This is a genomic window from Nitrospira sp., assembly GCA_029194665.1.
GTDB lineage: Bacteria > Nitrospirota > Nitrospiria > Nitrospirales > Nitrospiraceae > Nitrospira_D.
On record JARFXO010000006.1, the window covers coordinates 117,649 to 134,867 of the forward strand.

A 17,219-nucleotide genomic window follows, 5' to 3' on the forward strand; every position below is an offset into this window, starting at 1 on the left:
CCGTGGAGAGAACTCTCTCGACCATAGGGACTTTACCAGTGGACAACTTCGTCGAGCGCACGTATGTTTCATACATAACACACCGTAAGGTCTGTACACGTGTTTCTGAGTTGACCTAGCGCTGACCGGCGCATGAACAATCAGGAAGGGGCATGGCACGAAAAGCTGACAGCCCTGACCGAAGGAGTTTCGATCCGAATGACAGCGACTTCCACATCAGAGCGAAAGATCCTGATCCGTCGTGGATTGGTCGAAGTTCCTCGAAGATGTCCGCTCAAACGCGAAGAGGGGTGTCTGCGATCTCACGCCGGCAGTTTCTTCGCTTTTCTTCGCTGATCGCCGTCCCGCTCTCAATCACCGTCCCCTCCACAGCTCCAGGCGAAACTTCACCCTTCCAGCCGTCTGATGATCGGGAACGCCGGTCGTCGGATCTCGGTGATCCTCGTGTCGGGAGTAGCTTGGCCAACGCCGTGGTCATCAAGAACGGCAACGTGTGCTTTGTCGCGGACGCGGACGGCATGGTGCCACTGACCGGTGGACATGGGTTCGGCTTGTATTATCATGATTGCCGGTTCCTCAGTGGATACGTCGTTCGGTTGGCCGGCAAGCTTCCGGTCGCCCTGAGCAGTGCGGCTGCGTGCCCTGTTCTTGCAAAGTTCGAGTTGACGAATCCGCGAGTCAGGACATCCGACGGCGAGGTCCTCTGCCAGGATGCGATTGGAATTGCGTGGCAGCGTGTCGTCGATGACGCGCGACCAGCCCTACATGACCGGTTCCTCATCAAGAATTTCGGGCGACGACGAGCGGAATTTCTGCTCTCATTCTCCTTTCGGGCTGCTTTCGAGGATGTCTATGACGTGCGCGATGCGTTGTCGCGGACATTGGGAGTTCTACACCCACCTACGTGGCGGAACGGCGTGCTGGGTTTTTTGTATGAAGGCAAAGATGGGTTCTACCGAAGCCTGGGCATCCAGTTTTCGCCATCCGTGGAAGTGACAGGCGCCCAGACCGCGCACATTCCGATCATGCTTGAGCCGAAGGAAAGTACGGACTTGCGTGTGTCACTCCTCTTGGCGGAGTCTCGAGATCCACATGATGCGCAAGCGAGCGTGCGGCGGCCATCGCTTCCGGAAAAGCCGGACTCCGAGGTTCCCCAGGCCTCGGCGGTCTGGTCCAGCACGCTCCCACGGATCATCAGCGACAATCTGGTGTTGAACAAAGTCATCGCGCGCTCATTCGTCAATCTTGGACTGCTGCGGAGCCAGATCGACCACCTCACGTTCTTTGCCGCCGGCACGCCCTGGTTCGCGACCTTGTTCGGAAGGGATAGTCTCATCGCTGCGTTGCAGACGCTCGCCTACGATCCGAGCGTGGCCGAGCAGACGTTGCGTCTGCTGGCGAAGTATCAGGGCCGGCAGGAAAATTCATGGCGAGACGAAGAGCCGGGCAAGATCCTCCACGAACTACGCATGGGAGAGATGGCCCGTCTCGGCCTCATTCCACAGACCCCTTACTACGGATCGATCGATGCGACGCCGCTGTTTCTCATTCTGATTGGGCGCCATGCCGCCTGGACCGGCAGCCTAGACCTGTTTCACGAGTTGCAAGACTCCGTTGACCGGGCGCTCGTATGGCTTGAGACCACCGCGCATCGATACGGTCACGGCTATCTCGCATACATGTGCCGGTCGGAACAGTCGTCAGCTAATCAGGGATGGAAACCGCTGGATAATCAGGGATGGAAGGATTCCGGCGAGGCCATCGTTAATACGGACGACAGCCTCGCCGCTCCGCCCATCGCGCTTGTTGAGGTGCAAGGCTATGTCTACCGGGCCAAGCTTGCGGTTGCGCAATTATACGAGCGTGCCCGCGACGTGACACGCGCTGCCCGGCTTCGACGAGAAGCCTCTGATCTCCGTGCTCGGTTCAACAGGGACTTTTGGATAGCGGAGCGCGGATTTTACGCCATGGCTTTGCAAGGAGACGGGCGGCCCGCAGCCGTGATCTCATCGAACCCGGGACAAGCCCTCTGGAGCGGGATCGTGGAGGAGAACAAGGCAAAGCGCACGGTGGATCGGCTCATGTCCGACGAAATGTTCAGCGGCTGGGGGATCCGTACACTCTCGGAGAGGGAGCAGGCCTACAACCCGCTGGGCTATCACATCGGCAGCGTGTGGCCGCACGACAATTCTTTGATCGCGATGGGATTCAGGCGTTACGGCTACGATCAGGCAGCCTGCCGGGTGTTCGACGGGCTATTGGAAGCAGCCATGCATTTCAAATCCTATCGGCTACCCGAGCTGTTCGCAGGGTTCAGCCGCAGCGAGTACGAGGTGCCGGTCCCGTATGCCGCCGCCAATCCGCCGCAGGCCTGGGCGGCAGGAGCCGTCCCCTACCTCCTTGAGGCGGTCTTGGGATTGGTTCCCGAAGCGTTCGATCGTCGGCTCCGAATCGTTCGTCCGACGTTACCCAACCCCGTTGATGAACTGCACATTCAAGGGATGGAGGTGGGGCCGGCGCAGGTAGACCTTCGATACGAACGGACCCGGGATGGCACAGTGCACGTCCATGTGCTTAAGGTCGACGGTGCGCTGGATGTGGTCGTGGAGCAAGGCTGAAAACGCGCCAACGCCAGGCGGAGGCTTGGGCCAAAGTCGGAAAGTTGGTACTGAAGATACGGGGTCCGTACTTCACCTTGTACCGCGCAAAAGAGGCGTTGAGCGATCGGAGTCCGGAGGAGTTCGAGCAGCGGGAACTTGATGCCTCATCACCGGGTCTGTTTTCCGGATCTTCCTCAGCCTGACCCTTCTTCGAATTTCCCACGCGACGAGATCAGATTTCCGTTCAAGCTTCTTCCAGCTGGATAGTTTCAACATGGACCTTGGCAACTCCCTGTTCGACAAATCCAAGTTGTTCGGCTGCTCTCCGGCTGAGGTCGATGATCCGCTTCCCAGAATCAGGGTTGTGCCGACTGGGGAAGGGGCCGCGGTCATTCACTCTGACGATGACCGACTTTCCATTTTCGAGATTCGTCACCTGCACGTGAATCGGAAGCGGCAAATACTTATGAGCCGCCGTCAAAGCGTTGGGGTTGAACAGCTCACCGTTGGCCGTCATGTGCCCTCCTGGCTGGCGCCTTGTTTCCTCCCCATACCATGAGGCCCAGCCCGTCTCTTCGTAGGTCTGTGCGTTGACGATGGTCATCGGCACATACTGCTGACCCTTGACGGTGTACGGAGCAGCCTTCACCCGCCCAAGCCTGATCGCCTCCTTGACCGGCAGCCCATCGATGGTCTGGATGTCGTCTCGTATCAATGGATAGTCCAATGGAGCACGCACAACCTCAAAGGTAAACTCCCCGATATGATAGACAAGTTTGGTGGTCTCTTTCGTCAATTCATAGGTACCGCTCACCACCCAGATCGTGCCTTTAACCGTCTTTTTGACGACACGATAGCTAGTCTTGAGAGCCGAGAAAGTCGTCGTAATCACTGAGAAGGACGCCTCAATCACCGAACAGGACGCGAGAGTCAGAATGATGGGAAGTAGGAGCAGTGGCAGGGCGAACCTATTCGGCCGGAGGTGGTCACAAACACTCCCTAAGGTTGAAGAACGGAACTTCATGGCCCTCCTCCCTCGAGGGACCAGTTATCGTCGGCTGTTCTAAAGAGGCAAGGTGATGAATTAAGGATGAAAATGGGCTGGCTCAAACACGAAGGGCAGCGGGTGCTCCGCTGCCCTTCAACTGTACATACGAGAACGAGTCTTGCCTTACTTGATTTCAGCCTTGAGGTTGGCGGTGCCGCCATCGGCCACTTCGACCTCAAACTCTATCTTCTTAGCCTTCCCGGCAAATGGATGCCAGGCGATGACTTTGTGTTTGCCGGCCGGGACATCCTTGATCTCAAAGGAACCATCGTCCTTCACCACGGCAAAATACGGGTTCGACACAGGCAGGAAGAACGACTGCATGAACTCATGCTGGTCGCACTGTAACCGGAAGTACCCTTCCTTCTCTGCACCGCCACGGAAGGTCACCGGCTTATCAAGCTTGTCGCCTTTCTTGGCAAGCCCGATGTTGAAACCGGTTGCTGAAGTGGTGCCCTTTACGGTGAAGCTATGGGGGTTATGGAGCACACCCTGAACAGACTTAGGATCATCCGGGTCAGCATCCGTGTTCTCCACCTTGAACGGACGGGTGTTGACGACGATGCCGCTGAACGGCAAAAATTCGCAGAACGCGGCCGTGACTTCCGTGCCGCCATAGCCGTCCATAAACGCCTTGTCTTCAACGTCGGTCACGGCAACCACCGCGCCCTTCAAACCACCGTCTTTCCCGACTTCGATCTGTTTCAGAAACCGCTTGTCCCCATCCATCAAGCTCTTGTTGGGGTTCTTAGGGCAGAACTTGGGATTCGGGAACTTTGAAAAGAGAAACTCTTTTTGCTCCGCCTTACCGGCATACGTCACCTTTCCAGTGATCGTTCCACCCGCGTACGAGGTGAGAGGCGCCGCGACCAACGCGACGGCTGCTACACCAAACATAATTGTTAACGCACTCTTCATTGGACTGCCTCCTTGTGATTGACCAACATCCTAGTCCCTGACTTACCCGTTTCTCTCTCTTGCATCACACCAAAAAAGCACTGTCGAACATCCTCTTGTCGAAGACATGATCATGACGTGATGGAGACCGAGTATGTATATGAAATATTACAACCTCCTGTCAATCTCAAACAAGGGTCCCGCCAGAGCATATTTCTCCTAGCGACCTCCCTAGGAGTTCTGTACAATCGCGGCGACAATGGGAGGGATGCTCCATGGAACAAGAAGCCAGCGTCGATCAGAAAACTCCCTCTCCTAAAAAACTCTACAGCCCTCCAACCCTTGTAGAATATGGCGACGTTGCTAAATTGACTCAAGGCAGCCCGAGCGGAATGTTTCCGGATGGCATGCCGGGAATGTTCATGGGGATGGGGATGTGCCTTTAGCCGGGGGCTGACAGAAGCCACTTTCTATTCGTCATATCCAACTCTTTGATACTCGAAGGCTTCTCCTTTGTCACTTGTTGTCGATGAGCATCGCCATTATCTTCAGGACCATATACGCCTCGCAGCATTTCGTCAGGCGATTCGAGAATTGGTTGTACCGGGATCGGTTGTCGTTGATCTTGGATGTGGAACCGGAATTCTGGGCCTCTTAGCCTGCGAAGCTGGGGCCAAGCGTGTCTATTCGATCGAGGAGACCAGCCTCATCGAATTGGCTCGTGAGATCTGTCACGCCAACGGATTGACAGACCGGATTCGTTTCATTAAAGAGCTTTCGACCCATGTCGATTTGCCTGAGCCGGCCGACGTGATCCTCGCCGACCAAATTGGGCATTTTGGATTTGAAGCCGGCCTCTTTGACTATTTCAGTGACGCCCGCCGTCGGTTTCTCAAGCCGAACGGCGCAATGATTCCCGGGCGCATCACGTTCTGTCTCGCTCCCGTAGAACATGAAGCCCTGTGGCAGCAAGTCGAATTCTGGAACCAGTCTCACATGGGATTTGATGTCAGCCCGGCTTGTTCCATCGCCGCCAACACGGGCTATCCGGTCAAATTGATGCCTGAACAGCTCTTGGGGCAATCGGTGGAACCGCTCTCAATAGACCCCAGTGTCGGTGGTTCCCAACCACTTCAGTTCCAATGCAGGCTCTCGATCAGCAAACCCGGGACCCTGCACGGCCTGGGCTGTTGGTTCGTGGCTCACCTGTCTCCCTCTGTCACCATAACCAATTCACCACTGAGCGAACACCGCATCGATCGGCGCAACGTCTTCTTTCCGATCGACCGGCCGATTCCTGTCCAAACTGGAGATTCAATGACCGTTACCATGCACATTCTTCCCGTTCAAAGTGCGGTCACGTGGACGATTGAAATCCATAAGAATAAAGCATCGGCACCAGAACCTATGCGCTTTACTCATAGTACGCTCAAAGGCATGCTCATCTCACGGGAAGACTTGCAGCGTACTCACCCAGCCTTCGTCCCGACCCTCAGTCCACGGGGCGCCGCACGTCTCACTGTGCTGACGCTCTGCGACGGACAGCGACCATTAGCGCAGATCGAGCAGGAAGTGCTCCGTCGCCACCCTAACCTGTTCGCTTCGCTACCCAGCGCAGCCACGTTTGTTGCCGAAGTGGTCACCAGGTACTCCACATGACCGTTGAGGCGCTTCTGCGGAACTCCTGCGTGCGGTATCGCGCGTACGGCCATATTCTGAATTGTAGTTCGCCGCTGCATGAACTGGTGCAATCCGCGACTCCAGCTGCCTCAGAACCGGCTGACCTACACATCGTGTTTTGCTCATCTGATGAACACATTCCTACGCCCACATCCTGGTACTTGACCGTGTCGCTCGCAGACGGCACACCCTGGTTGCGCTGTGCCAAGATCGCCGCAGGCTATCTCTTGCACTTTCCCGATCTGGCCGGTTTCGTGTTTTCTCCATCGGACAGTTCCATCCGCTGCATCCCGCATCGGCACACACCTGCTCACACCGTGAACCATTTGTTCCTGGACCAAGTGCTCCCCCTCGTGCTGAACTATCGAGGGAAGGAGGTGTTGCATGGAGCCGCGGTCGCCACACCCTATGGTACCTGTGCGTTCCTCGGTCCGACCGGAAGCGGGAAATCCACCTTGGCGGCGAGTTTTCTCTCCGCGGGATATTCCGTATTAGCCGATGATTGTGTCGTCCTCGAAAGATACGGCGAAGACATCGTTACGATCCCCACCTACCCTGGGCTCAGACTTTGGGATGATGCAATCGCCGCGCTCTACGGCACAACGGGAGCTTCTGCGCCGGTGGCGCACTATACTCCGAAACAGCGTTTCACCGCTGCGGCCTCCGCCACATCCATATGCCCTCCCGCCATTTCGTTAGCCGGGATCTACGTGATCGAAACCAGCAGCCCGCCACAGGCTGCCTCAGCCATCGCCCTTGAGCGGCCGACTCTTGCTCAGCGGGAGGCTCTCATGACGCTCCTCTCGCTGGCGTTCAAACTGGATATTGAAGACCGATCCATGTTGGCCCGCGAATTCGACTTTCTTCATCATCTCGTCGCTCGGGTCCCTGTTCGTCGCTTGATCATTCCGGACTCATTCGAAGCTCTGCCCCACGTGCGGGCGGGCATTCTCCACGATCTGAGAACAGCATGTTGACCTTGCCGTTCGTACATTCTTTTCTGACGGCCCTTTTGACGGATACCTGGTCTGAAACAAACCAACCTGCCCTCGTCCCACACGATGCTTGGGAGACCGTCGTTGAAGAAGCCATCACGCAACGAATGGCCCCTCTCCTCCTTTGTTGGCTCAGCCATCCCACCCACCGACATGAAATCCCTCTCCGGTTACTGAATGTTCTCAAGCAACAGGTGGCTCTGCACACAGCCTGGCATTTGCTCTTGGTAAAACAACTCCGAGACATCCTGGCTACGTGTGAACAGCAGGGCATTGCCTGTGTTCCAATTCGTGGACCGGTGTTGGCCGAACACTTGTATGGTAATGGCTCGACCCGCCAGATGGATGATCTGGACTTCCTCGTTCATCGCGAGGATCTCACTGCGCTCAAGGACATCCTCCAGCACCTTGGCTATACGAACCACGAACATCGGCCTGGCTTTCTAGAGACCTTCTCCTATTCACTGGAATTCGTTCATCCAAATCATGGTTTCCTGGTGGAACCTCATTGGACTCTGGCTTACCCACCGTTTATCGGCGTTGCCGCCATGGAACCGGTGTGGACACGGGTCAGGAGACAGCAATGGGCAGGGGGCAATACCTGGGCCCTTAGCAATGAAGATCTTCTGCTCCATCTCTGCCTTCACCTCCATCATAAAGGGCGGCAGGCTCCGCTCCTGTGGTTTTATGAGTTGCATAGCGTGATCCAGCGGCAGAGCTCAACGCTCGACTGGAACACCCTCATGCATCAGGCGCGGCTCATGGAGCAGACTCAGGCAGTCTATGACGTCCTCACGATCGTGACGGAAACTTTTCATTCGCCCGTACCTGAAGCAGTGACGAGACAGCTCGCCACCAACGTGCACGGTGCTTCTTCGCCTTTGTCGTTGATGGGCTGCAATCAGATCCTCGCTCGGTCGTCTCTCAGCGGACGAGAAGAGCTTGTACTTCTCTGTTCTCTTGAAAGCCTTCACCAACAATTCCACTACCTCTCCGCCCTCCTCTTTCCCTCTGCCCAATTCATGACGCGGCGATATGGAGCCTCCACTCGCATAGGTCTCATCGGATCCTACCTCGCTAGATTCTTCCATATAGGGGCTGAAGGCCTTCGCTGTGCCGTCGCATGGATCGGCACCATCGTCGCCACAGGACCGAGCTCATCCCTCCGCCGATAGATTTCATGTTCTGAGCAGGCGATAATCCCGCGCATCCTTTTGCGCGAATTCTTCGTCGAGTGCAGGGAGAGTGCTATAGTGATGACCGGTTCACGGATCACCACCTCGATCACCACCAGCAACATTCTATGGAGACATCCTCTCAGCTCGTCGCCTCGGCCATTGACCCTAAACTAGTGGCTCGAGTCGCCAAAGGCGAAGTCCACGCCTTTAACCAGCTCTACGATCAATCCAGTACTGTGCTCTTCAGCCTGGCACTGCGTATTCTCGACAACCGTGAAGAAGCAGCCGACGTTCTTCAAGAGATCTACCTCAATGTCTGGAGAAAGGTCGTTCGTTACGATGTCGGTCGAGGCACTCCCATCGCCTGGCTCATCACGCTGACCCGCAACCGGGCGATCGACCGATTGCGGGCACGCGGCCCTCGTACCCTCCGCCAGATGGCCCCGTCCATGGATGACGCCCAGCGGAGCCAAGTTGCCGACCCAAGTTCCGATACTTTTGATTCACCGGCCGACCAAGAGTTGCGAAATCTGGTCCGAGCGGCGTGGGTGAGCTTGCCGCAGGTCCAACAGCAGGTGATTGAGCTGGCTTACTATAAGGGCTTTCCCGATGCGGAGATCGCGGCGCATTTGAATCAGCCGGTGGAAGCGGTGAAGACTTGCATCGCCCTCGGCATGTCGCAACTGCTTGAATCATTGCAAGCATCTTGGGAAGAAGCGGAAGCGGTATGACACATCACGAGTTGGAAGCCGCTGTTCCGCTCTACGCGATCGGAGCGCTTGAACGGGTTGAGCGGCAGGCCCTGGAGGCCCATCTGCTCGCAGGATGTATCCCTTGCCGCACGAGGCTGAAAGCGTATCAGTCGGTAGCAGTGACGTTGCCGTTCGGGCTCGTCATCACGACTCCTCCCCGAACCTTAAAGAATAGGATTCTGTCGTCCCGTGTGTCGTCCCCCGCCACTGAGTCAGAAACCCCATCACGGTCCAAGCCAAGTCTTGAGCCGGGCGAATGGATGAATCACCTCTTCCCGCCGTCATCTCCACCTGCCACACCATTCGGCTGGGCGTTGGGAATGGTCATCCTCGTGGTCCTGATCATGCTGTCGTTTTTTGGATGGAACGCCTCCACCCAAGTGACCGAAGACATGGAGAAGGTGGCTCAACTACAGTCTCAAGCGGTAGAAACTGGCTCTAAGCTGGCAACTCTCCAACAGCAGCTCAGCGAACGCGAAGAAATACTCACGCAGATCCGGGAAGAACTTCAGCGCCGCATGGCCGAACTCGCAGAGGTGAAAGACCAGTTGATTCAGCGGGAAGCCGAGTTAGAAGAACTGAAAGTAATGCTGGCTCAGAGAAGAGGCCGATGAGTGCAAACTCCATAGGTTAAACCATCGACCCCTCTTTCTCCTACTCTGCTGCTCCTCCGCCTTGAAAACCAATCCGCTCTCACGCTGCTTCCCCTCTTCTGTCACTCTCTCCAGTTCTCATGCTAGTATGTGCAGCGATCAGCAAGGACTCCTCGACCGCACACTCGATGCAACAAGCACACGATTCCCACTACATGGAGCTGGCGCTTCAGCAGGCGAAGCTTGCAGCGCCGATCGGGGAAGTCCCGATCGGCGCAGTCCTCGTGCACAACCAGGAAGTGATCGCGGCCGGTCACAACTACCGGGAAATTTCGCAGGACCCGACAGCGCATGCGGAAATGATCGTGATCCGGAAAGCGGCTGAACGGCTGCAGACATGGCGCCTCACTGACACAACATTGTACGTCACGCTCGAACCCTGCCCGATGTGCGCTGGAGCAATAATGCAGGCCCGCATCGCGCGGCTTGTGTTCGGGGCTTGGGATCCCAAAGCCGGAGCTTGCGGATCGATCTTTGACATTCCAGCCGAGCGCCGACTCAATCACCGAGTGCAAGTGTTGGGAGGCCTGCTCGAACAGGAGAGCCGCGAGCTCCTACAGAAGTTCTTTCGAGCTCAAAGAAGTGCTTTTTCGGAGAGCGCTCCCCCAAAGTCGACCGCCTAGCACCGAAACCAAACCGGCAGGCATTTTCGGCACCGGAAGAACATGCGCCCTCCCCCGTCTGTTTGTGGGATCATGAATTTTGCTTTGGACGGATCAATCTGGCTATACTCGCTCCGACCATACCTCTAGTTCGGTGGTCATGCCTGCTGTCTTCCTGCATACGTGCCCTTGGAGCCTCGGCTTCCTGGACTACCGAGATCGTCTTCCATCTCAGCCTCGAAGATGCTGCTCGTTCATCACGTAAGAGCGCACTCAAACCGGAGGCCGCGATATGAGCATGCTTATTCGGCGTCGAGTGTTGTGGGATCACCTTCGCAGCGCACTGTGGGTCATGCCGACCGTCTCCGTTGTGTTTTTCCTGGTGGCGGGAATGGTCTTATCCCACGTGCCGATTGGCGACGATTCGTCTATACGGTGGCTGGTCTTCCAGGGCACGCCCGAGGACGCTCGCCAAATGCTGATTGTGGTGTCGTCCACGATGATCACAGTGACCGGCCTGGTGTTTGCTCTGACAATCATCGCCTTGCAGATCGCCTCGAACCAGTATTCACCCCGGCTGTTGCGCAATTTCATGCGTGACCGCGGGACGCAGTTCGTCCTGAGTGTCTTCGTGGGCGCCTTCGCCTACAGCACGGCAGGTTTACATACCGTCGGGGTGCAGAACCCCGACGCGGCGGCATTCATGCCCCGCCTAGCCGTCTCCGGATCGCTTGGGCTCGCGCTGGCAAGCTTGGGGGTGCTCATCTACTTCATCCATCATCTTTCTTCCTCGATTCAGATCGACACGATTATGGGCATGATTGTGCGGGAAACTCTGGAAGTCATCGACAACCTTTATCCTGATCGGCTCGGCTACGAGGAACCCGAGGAGCGCTGCCCGGATCCACCCGCATGGGCCGTCACCGTTCCCTCCGACCAGTCCGGCTATATCCAAGATGTCGCACCTGAAGTGCTCGTCCAAGCAGCTGTGAGGCAGGACGTGGTGATCCGGCTCATCAGGATGGTGGGGGACCATGTCATCGCCGGGACACCAATCGCCTGGGCTTGGCACAGATCGGCCGATCATGCACCGCCCGAAGCTGTCCTGCGAGAGGCAATCCGCAACTCCATCCAGGTCGCTTTCGAGCGGACTATGCTGCAGGATGTTCCTTTCGGCATCCGCCGCTTGGTCGATATTGGCAACAGGGCACTGTCAGCGGCAATCAACGATCCCTACACAGCGACCCAAGCATTGCATCACTTGGCGGTGGTCCTCTGCGTCCTGTCTCGCCGGCGGTTGGGCGACCGGCTGTATCAGGATGAACATGACACGGTGCGCGTGGCTATACCGTTCCCTACGTTCGCCGACTATTTGCGACTCGGCACAGAGCAGATCCGGCGGTTCGGGGCCAGAGAGCCGGCTGTCGCGCGGGGTCTGGTCCGGCTCCTCAAAAACGTTGGCAGCAGCGCGACCAGCAAGGATCGGCGGGCCGCCGCCGCCAAAAACATTCGCTTGGTGTTGGAGGACGCCACCCGCGAGGCTACCCAACCGGCCGATCTAGAGGGTCTGCTGGCAGAGGGAGCTGATGCCCTCAGCGCGCTCGAGGCCGACCGTCCTCAGTTGGTCCCTGGCTCAGTTCGTGATTTGACCCTGTAGGGCTGTGTGTGGTCGCAATGACTTTGCATGTAGATGATGATTCTCGTCAAAAACAGGCTCAGGACATTTCCTCAGATCTGGCTAGACCTATGGTCCGGCAAAGAGATCTTGACATCCTTCCTTGCAATGTATAATCAGGCACTCTGATCACATAAAGTCACGCAGGAAGTGTGGCGATGGGTGCTTGGGATTTTGGAACAATCGTGAGATTTCTCACATTATATGTCATGGCCTTGATCTGCCTACCACTCGCAGGCTGTTCGCTGATCGAGTCGCCGAAGGAAGGAACGAAGGCCCGCTCCCCTATTCCTGCTCAACCAGCAAGCGTGAACGTAGCGAGCGAAGACAATTACACGGAATCGTGCCGCGCAAAAGGTGTTCCGGTTCCACCTGATTGGAAGCAGTCTTCATCTGAATGGGAAAGTCACGGCAACCTCAGCACCATATTGTTGACGCCGAATACGCTGGAAAAGGTTACGGTTGATGAAACAACGTTCGCGAGCGTCTGGTCGTACGCCTCGCCAGATGTGAGAGGTGCTTGCATTGCGTTGGGAAGGAATGGCGGATCGTTCCAGGTCATCTGTCAGAGCGCCACGACCGGGTACGCCTGTTTTTGGGGGAACAATCCTCGCTCACCAAGCACAAGCTGGAACCCAGAGACGGCTCAAGTTTCCATCGCCTCACTCAACGATCCGGCCCAGGGATTTGCTGTGGACACCGTGCCCTGTACGGAATGCCACCGCGGGAACAACGTCTTCTTGTATGGGCCTGACGATCCCACATGGGCAACGGTGTTGAGACCGGAACATGCGCGCCCCACATTTACCACTCGCGTCGAGCACTCGTTAGACCACGGACAACTCACGTTCGGCGCGACCACAACTACCTACCCACGCTTCATCCCCATCGGAGGAAAATCTATGACCCTGAACAATCCGCTGCCGACTACGCCAGGCTGTTCAGGATCCTGCCACGAGTCTCATTTCGAGATCCTCGAAAAAAATCATACGGTCGAAGGATACGTGCGGATACCGCGACCCATGGGTCCCAAGTGCGCGGCCGACTCCCCGCCGGATGACCCGACAAAGAATTGTTATCAACATTGAACGATCAAGACCCCATGCGGAAAGGGTGCAAACCTCAATCGACGCACACCCACACCTAGTGAGCAATAGATCCCATCTGTGAGATGTCCTACGGAGATAAAACTGGTACCTCCCGCGGTGCGGGTACTCGACGACTGTGACCACACATTCCACTGACGCCCACAGAGGATCTGCACCTGTTGAAGCGGGATGGGGTCAACTCACCTGTCGGCAAACATCGTCTCTTCACGGCTTCTGTGGCTTCGCAAAGGAGGAGAATTGGACTTCAGTGGCCATCAATTTGCCATCTTTCTTCGTGACATCTATCGCGACTCGGTCGCCTACCTTAGGAACGTTCCCTCCACTCCCTTTTCCTTTATTCCGATATTTTGTCTCGGCGACTGTGGGGATTGAGACTGTCTTCCCCTCTGTCGTCAGCACTTGAATCTCAGCAGTATCGATGGCGGTGATTGTGCCAAAGACGTGCTGCCCTTCCCCGTGCGCGGCGGCCATCCCGGGTAATGTTGCAGTCATCAGCAGGACCAGTATTCCTACTCGCTTCACCATGTTGGTCAGCATTTTGCCTCACTTAATGATGCGGTGCGGGAGAGTGTGGAGCAAGTTCTCCTCCTTGCAGAAAGCGGTCGATTTGTTCCTGCTCTTCCCGCGCCGCTTGACTCGTGGGGTTATACCTCTCCATTTCTTCCAATTCCTTGGTCGTAATGCTGGGGAGATGACGAATAAAATGCACCAGCTTCCAACTATCGAGATCTGGTTCTGAACGGCCTTTCCCCCATGCGGGCATTCCGGTAAATCGAATGCCATTATGGATGATATAGTACAGCTCTCCATCGGAAAAGGACTGCGTCTCTATTTTAGTCAGGTCGGGTGTTCTTGGATAGAAGTTCTGTCCGATCAGGGTAGAGCCACTTCCATCATTCCCGTGACAGGTCGCACAGTGGTCCGCAAAGTGAACCCGCGCTTCTGCAAGCACCTCGTCTGAGGCGACAACGGGGTTGCTCATCTGCCTCTGGGCTGCTGGCATTGCCAGGTGCCTGAGCTGGCGCGCGAACAGAACCTCGAGCTTCATTGGCTGTTCCGTCGCACTAAAACCTGATTGCAGGACGAACCACAGCGCTGCAACATTTCCTGTCACAACAATCATTGCCATCGCGAGCAACGCCCCGACACCTTTGGTCATTAATCGACGCTCCCCGGTTGACCCTTGCTACGATGATGGCCCCCTAGAACCTTCGTGATCCCCTCACGTTCGGAGGGGACTTGAGAATCGACACCCAAGCCTCACGACATGTGATCTCAAGCGGATGAGGCCAAAGCCACACACACACGAGCTGCTAGATTGTGGGGCACCGTTGCTTCCGCGATCGTGCCGCACTCATCTGGACGCGTGCGCCCTCGGTTGCGTGTTGCGCGAACTACCTGCCTGCTCGCGTTGCCGGTGGTAGGGATGGATGTCAATCATCACATTCGCCTCGTCTAACTCTGCTCTTACTAAAGCTCCTTCTTTAAGCGCACCAAGTTTGGTGCCCGCTAAAGAGTCAACTGAATACGACTCCAATCCTTCACCAGTATAGATCTCGACGACCTCCCAGAACGGATCCGCATAGGCAAGCTTCCCAACCACAACGCGATGACGATGGATAGGACGGCTTGGATCGTGAATGTCCAGCAGAACATTCGATTCATCCACCGTCACGGTCACTTCATCACCCACCTTGGCTTCGTGCAGTCCCATACGTTCCGCCTTCTTTACGCTGACCCATCGCGGTGCCACTTTCTTGCCTGAAGTCCCTTGTATATCAAGGTACATCAGCCCCGATTCGATCTTCGTAATCGTAGCTGGTACATTCCTATGGGTATTTGGCCCGCCGAGATCCGCATCGTGGGCGATAGCCTGTGACCCTAGTAGCAGGAACGCTAAGCAGATGGGCGCGTAGGATATGAAATGTTTTCTAGACATAACATTCCCTCCTTCATTGGATTATTCATCGACTTGGGATCACGCTGGTGTTTTCCCAGCGTGGTTCTGGACCGACCTTGCCGATTGCAGAATAGGGAATCATCCGTGGCACAGACAGTGATGGCGGTAGACTGATTACGGGCGGAGCTTCTGTGACGACCTTGCTCGTTCCAAAGCCTCTTCAATGAGAAGAAACTGCCGGGCGCGAATAGATTCGCGTGGGAACTGAGATCACATTGGTTGGTGCTGAGACTACCACGATACCTGGCGTACGCGGTGAAAGGGATGAGGAGACTAGCAATCACAAGTCTCATCACGCACCTCTTCGCAGATCGTTAGCCTAAACCTCTGTTGAGCACAACGTCAAGGAAGATTGTCGGACCCTGATAGGAAGACTCGCCAAGCCGTGAAGAAAGGGACGGCATCACCCAACGCGATCATGGAAACGTTGAGCAAGCTCCAACCGTTGCTGTAGCCCCGCTGGTGCCGCCGACCGGGTCCGACGAATTCATCTTCCCCACCCACCGCCTCGGCCTTACCGAAGCCGAAGCCATACGCCTGTTCTAGGCCCAGGTTGAACTCATCCCCTTCTCTCTCATAATCCCAAACGCTCACACGCTGGACGCCGTTGAGGAAAGGTCTTGACTGTATTCAAGGATGAGCAGCGTGGCGAAGGATTCGGCATTGTGCTAGGATGACCATGTCAATGGTCAGATTCAAATCAACGAGGTACCGCATGCAAACCGTCAATGCCTCCACATTCAAGGCCAAATGTCTCGCCTTGATGGATGAGGTGGCGCGCACCGGCAAGCCTCTGTTAGTCACGAAGAATGGGAAGCCGATTGTCGAACTACGGCCCCATGCCGGTAAGCGGCCACGGTCGCCTTTCGGCATGCACAAAGGATTGATTGCAATCAAGGGCGACATCGTCTCGCCGATCGATGTGGAATGGGAAGCGCTCAAATGATCCTGCTTGATACCCATGCCCTGGTGTGGATGGACACCGATGCCTCCGATTTGGGTCGCACAGCTCGTCACCTCATCAAACAGGCGTGGCGAGTTCAGCAACTTGCCGTCAGCGCGGTCAGCTTCTGGGAGTGCGCAATGCTGCACGCACGAGGACGCATTATGCTTCCAGAATCGCCCGCATCCTGGCGCGCAGATTTGCTGCAAGCCGGCCTGATTGAGTGGCCGGTCGACGGCGCCATCGCCATCCTCGCTGCGGATCTTGCCTCGCTTCACAAGGATCCCGCTGATCGCTTCATTGCCGCGACCGCTATCGTGCATCGCGCGACGTTGATGACCGCAGACGAACGCCTCCTTGAATGGCAACACACCGTGAGGCGGCACCACGCAGGTCGATAAGCCCATAAGCTCATGCCGTTGGACAACGACTTGGATGAAGCACCGTCTGTTGCGCGGGAACGATCAAAGAGGTCAGGAGCCCTTTCTGACCAATGGAGGCCGATTCATAGAGGCAATGTGGCAAGCTCGAACCTCCTCCTGCGCCATGCACGGTGCAAGGTCAGACCCCAACGGGGGCTTCGGCTGCGTTTCCCCCGGCGTGTTTTCCGAGGAACTGCTAGAGAAGATCCTCCGGGCCGTATCCGTCCAGAAATATGCCGACACCGTCCTTGACGTGGCGCACGCTATTGGCGTGTCCCCTACCGAGATCTCGCCAAAAATCGTGGAGCTGACGGCCGCGAAGCTGAAGGAGTTTCAACAGCGATCACTGGAGACTTTCAGACCATTTGCACTCTTCCTCGACACGATCCACCGAGGTGGTGAGGCGGTTCTTGTGGCCCTGGGGCTGGACATGGCCGCGGAGAAGATGGCCCTCGAGTTCTCGCAGGGGTCCTCAGAGAATCAGGAAATCTGCAAAGCCCTGTTCAGGGGACCTGGATCATCGGGGCTCGGCATTCTCTCGACGGATCCTCTTCGTCACCGATGGCGGCAGGGGGCTGATCAAAGCACTCCGGGCCAGATTCGGCAAGAAGCTGGTGCATCAGCGCTGGACCATTAGATAAGAGCCGGAACCTCCAACGGCACCTGACCAAGCCCTCTCGCCGCGAGGCGCATTGGCGACTCATG

19 protein-coding genes are annotated in these 17,219 nt (G+C 56.5%); 13 read left to right on the forward strand and 6 right to left on the reverse strand.

Annotated features, from left to right (window positions below; all coding sequences use genetic code 11):
• The first annotated feature begins 152 nt into the window (after positions 1 to 152).
• Positions 153 to 2,618 (forward strand): glycogen debranching N-terminal domain-containing protein, encoded by a 2,466-nt coding sequence (locus P0119_18635; protein MDF0668064.1) that lies wholly within the window; start codon positions 153 to 155, stop codon positions 2,616 to 2,618.
• A gap of 226 nt (positions 2,619 to 2,844) precedes the next feature.
• Here P0119_18635 and P0119_18640 read toward each other — a convergent pair whose 3' ends face one another.
• Together P0119_18640 and P0119_18645 are read right to left on the reverse strand one after the other, a co-directional pair.
• Entirely contained in the window at positions 2,845 to 3,492 is a 648-nt protein-coding gene (locus P0119_18640) for a septal ring lytic transglycosylase RlpA family protein (GenBank protein ID MDF0668065.1), read from the reverse strand.
• Between the two features lie 279 nt (positions 3,493 to 3,771).
• On the reverse strand, positions 3,772 to 4,470 hold the full coding sequence (locus P0119_18645) for a hypothetical protein (GenBank protein MDF0668066.1): 699 nt from the start codon (positions 4,468 to 4,470) through the stop codon (positions 3,772 to 3,774).
• Positions 4,471 to 4,820: 350 nt separating this feature from the next.
• On the opposite strand from P0119_18645, the gene P0119_18650 reads away from it, so the two are divergent.
• The 9 genes from P0119_18650 (at position 4,821) to P0119_18690 (ending at position 13,168) form a co-directional block, all read left to right on the forward strand.
• A complete protein-coding gene (locus P0119_18650) occupies positions 4,821 to 4,991 on the forward strand; it encodes a lasso RiPP family leader peptide-containing protein (GenBank protein MDF0668067.1) in 171 nt (56 codons plus the stop codon).
• Between the two features lie 67 nt (positions 4,992 to 5,058).
• Complete coding sequence (locus tag P0119_18655; protein ID MDF0668068.1) at positions 5,059 to 6,204, forward strand: 50S ribosomal protein L11 methyltransferase; 1,146 nt, start codon at positions 5,059 to 5,061, stop codon at positions 6,202 to 6,204.
• Entirely contained in the window at positions 6,201 to 7,202 is a 1,002-nt protein-coding gene (locus P0119_18660; GenBank protein ID MDF0668069.1) for a hypothetical protein, read from the forward strand. The genes P0119_18655 and P0119_18660 overlap by 4 nt, the downstream gene beginning before the upstream one ends.
• Positions 7,196 to 8,395: a nucleotidyltransferase family protein gene (locus tag P0119_18665; protein MDF0668070.1), complete on the forward strand. Its 1,200-nt coding sequence runs from the start codon at positions 7,196 to 7,198 to the stop codon at positions 8,393 to 8,395. Before P0119_18660 ends, P0119_18665 begins: the two co-directional genes overlap by 7 nt.
• A 128-nt stretch (positions 8,396 to 8,523) precedes the next feature.
• Entirely contained in the window at positions 8,524 to 9,129 is a 606-nt protein-coding gene (locus tag P0119_18670) for a sigma-70 family RNA polymerase sigma factor (GenBank protein ID MDF0668071.1), read from the forward strand.
• Complete coding sequence (locus P0119_18675) at positions 9,126 to 9,764, forward strand: hypothetical protein (protein ID MDF0668072.1); 639 nt, start codon at positions 9,126 to 9,128, stop codon at positions 9,762 to 9,764. Before P0119_18670 ends, P0119_18675 begins: the two co-directional genes overlap by 4 nt.
• 167 nt (positions 9,765 to 9,931) lie before the next feature.
• Positions 9,932 to 10,426, forward strand: coding sequence for a tRNA adenosine(34) deaminase TadA (tadA, locus tag P0119_18680; GenBank protein ID MDF0668073.1), 495 nt, complete (start codon positions 9,932 to 9,934; stop codon positions 10,424 to 10,426).
• Between the two features lie 271 nt (positions 10,427 to 10,697).
• On the forward strand, positions 10,698 to 12,062 hold the full coding sequence (locus P0119_18685) for a DUF2254 domain-containing protein (GenBank protein ID MDF0668074.1): 1,365 nt from the start codon (positions 10,698 to 10,700) through the stop codon (positions 12,060 to 12,062).
• 176 nt (positions 12,063 to 12,238) lie between these two features.
• Complete coding sequence (locus P0119_18690; protein MDF0668075.1) at positions 12,239 to 13,168, forward strand: hypothetical protein; 930 nt, start codon at positions 12,239 to 12,241, stop codon at positions 13,166 to 13,168.
• Positions 13,169 to 13,393: 225 nt separating this feature from the next.
• Here P0119_18690 and P0119_18695 read toward each other — a convergent pair whose 3' ends face one another.
• From P0119_18695 to P0119_18710, 4 genes are all read right to left on the reverse strand, one after another.
• Positions 13,394 to 13,726 (reverse strand): DUF5666 domain-containing protein, encoded by a 333-nt coding sequence (locus P0119_18695; protein MDF0668076.1) that lies wholly within the window; start codon positions 13,724 to 13,726, stop codon positions 13,394 to 13,396.
• Between the two features lie 10 nt (positions 13,727 to 13,736).
• Positions 13,737 to 14,348 (reverse strand): cytochrome c, encoded by a 612-nt coding sequence (locus tag P0119_18700; protein MDF0668077.1) that lies wholly within the window; start codon positions 14,346 to 14,348, stop codon positions 13,737 to 13,739.
• A 195-nt stretch (positions 14,349 to 14,543) separates the two neighbouring features.
• A complete protein-coding gene (locus P0119_18705; GenBank protein ID MDF0668078.1) occupies positions 14,544 to 15,128 on the reverse strand; it encodes a hypothetical protein in 585 nt (194 codons plus the stop codon).
• Positions 15,129 to 15,491: 363 nt separating this feature from the next.
• Entirely contained in the window at positions 15,492 to 15,743 is a 252-nt protein-coding gene (locus P0119_18710; protein ID MDF0668079.1) for a hypothetical protein, read from the reverse strand.
• Positions 15,744 to 15,864: 121 nt separating this feature from the next.
• Between P0119_18710 and P0119_18715 the strand changes: the two genes are divergently transcribed.
• The 3 genes from P0119_18715 to P0119_18725 are packed head-to-tail and all read left to right on the forward strand — an operon-like array spanning position 15,865 to position 17,151.
• On the forward strand, positions 15,865 to 16,095 hold the full coding sequence (locus P0119_18715; protein ID MDF0668080.1) for a type II toxin-antitoxin system Phd/YefM family antitoxin: 231 nt from the start codon (positions 15,865 to 15,867) through the stop codon (positions 16,093 to 16,095).
• Positions 16,092 to 16,493 carry a type II toxin-antitoxin system VapC family toxin gene (locus P0119_18720; GenBank protein MDF0668081.1) on the forward strand — a complete coding sequence of 134 codons (402 nt, stop codon included), beginning with the start codon at positions 16,092 to 16,094 and terminating at the stop codon, positions 16,491 to 16,493. Before P0119_18715 ends, P0119_18720 begins: the two co-directional genes overlap by 4 nt.
• A 34-nt stretch (positions 16,494 to 16,527) precedes the next feature.
• Positions 16,528 to 17,151 (forward strand): transposase, encoded by a 624-nt coding sequence (locus P0119_18725; protein MDF0668082.1) that lies wholly within the window; start codon positions 16,528 to 16,530, stop codon positions 17,149 to 17,151.
• Positions 17,152 to 17,219 lie beyond the last annotated feature (68 nt).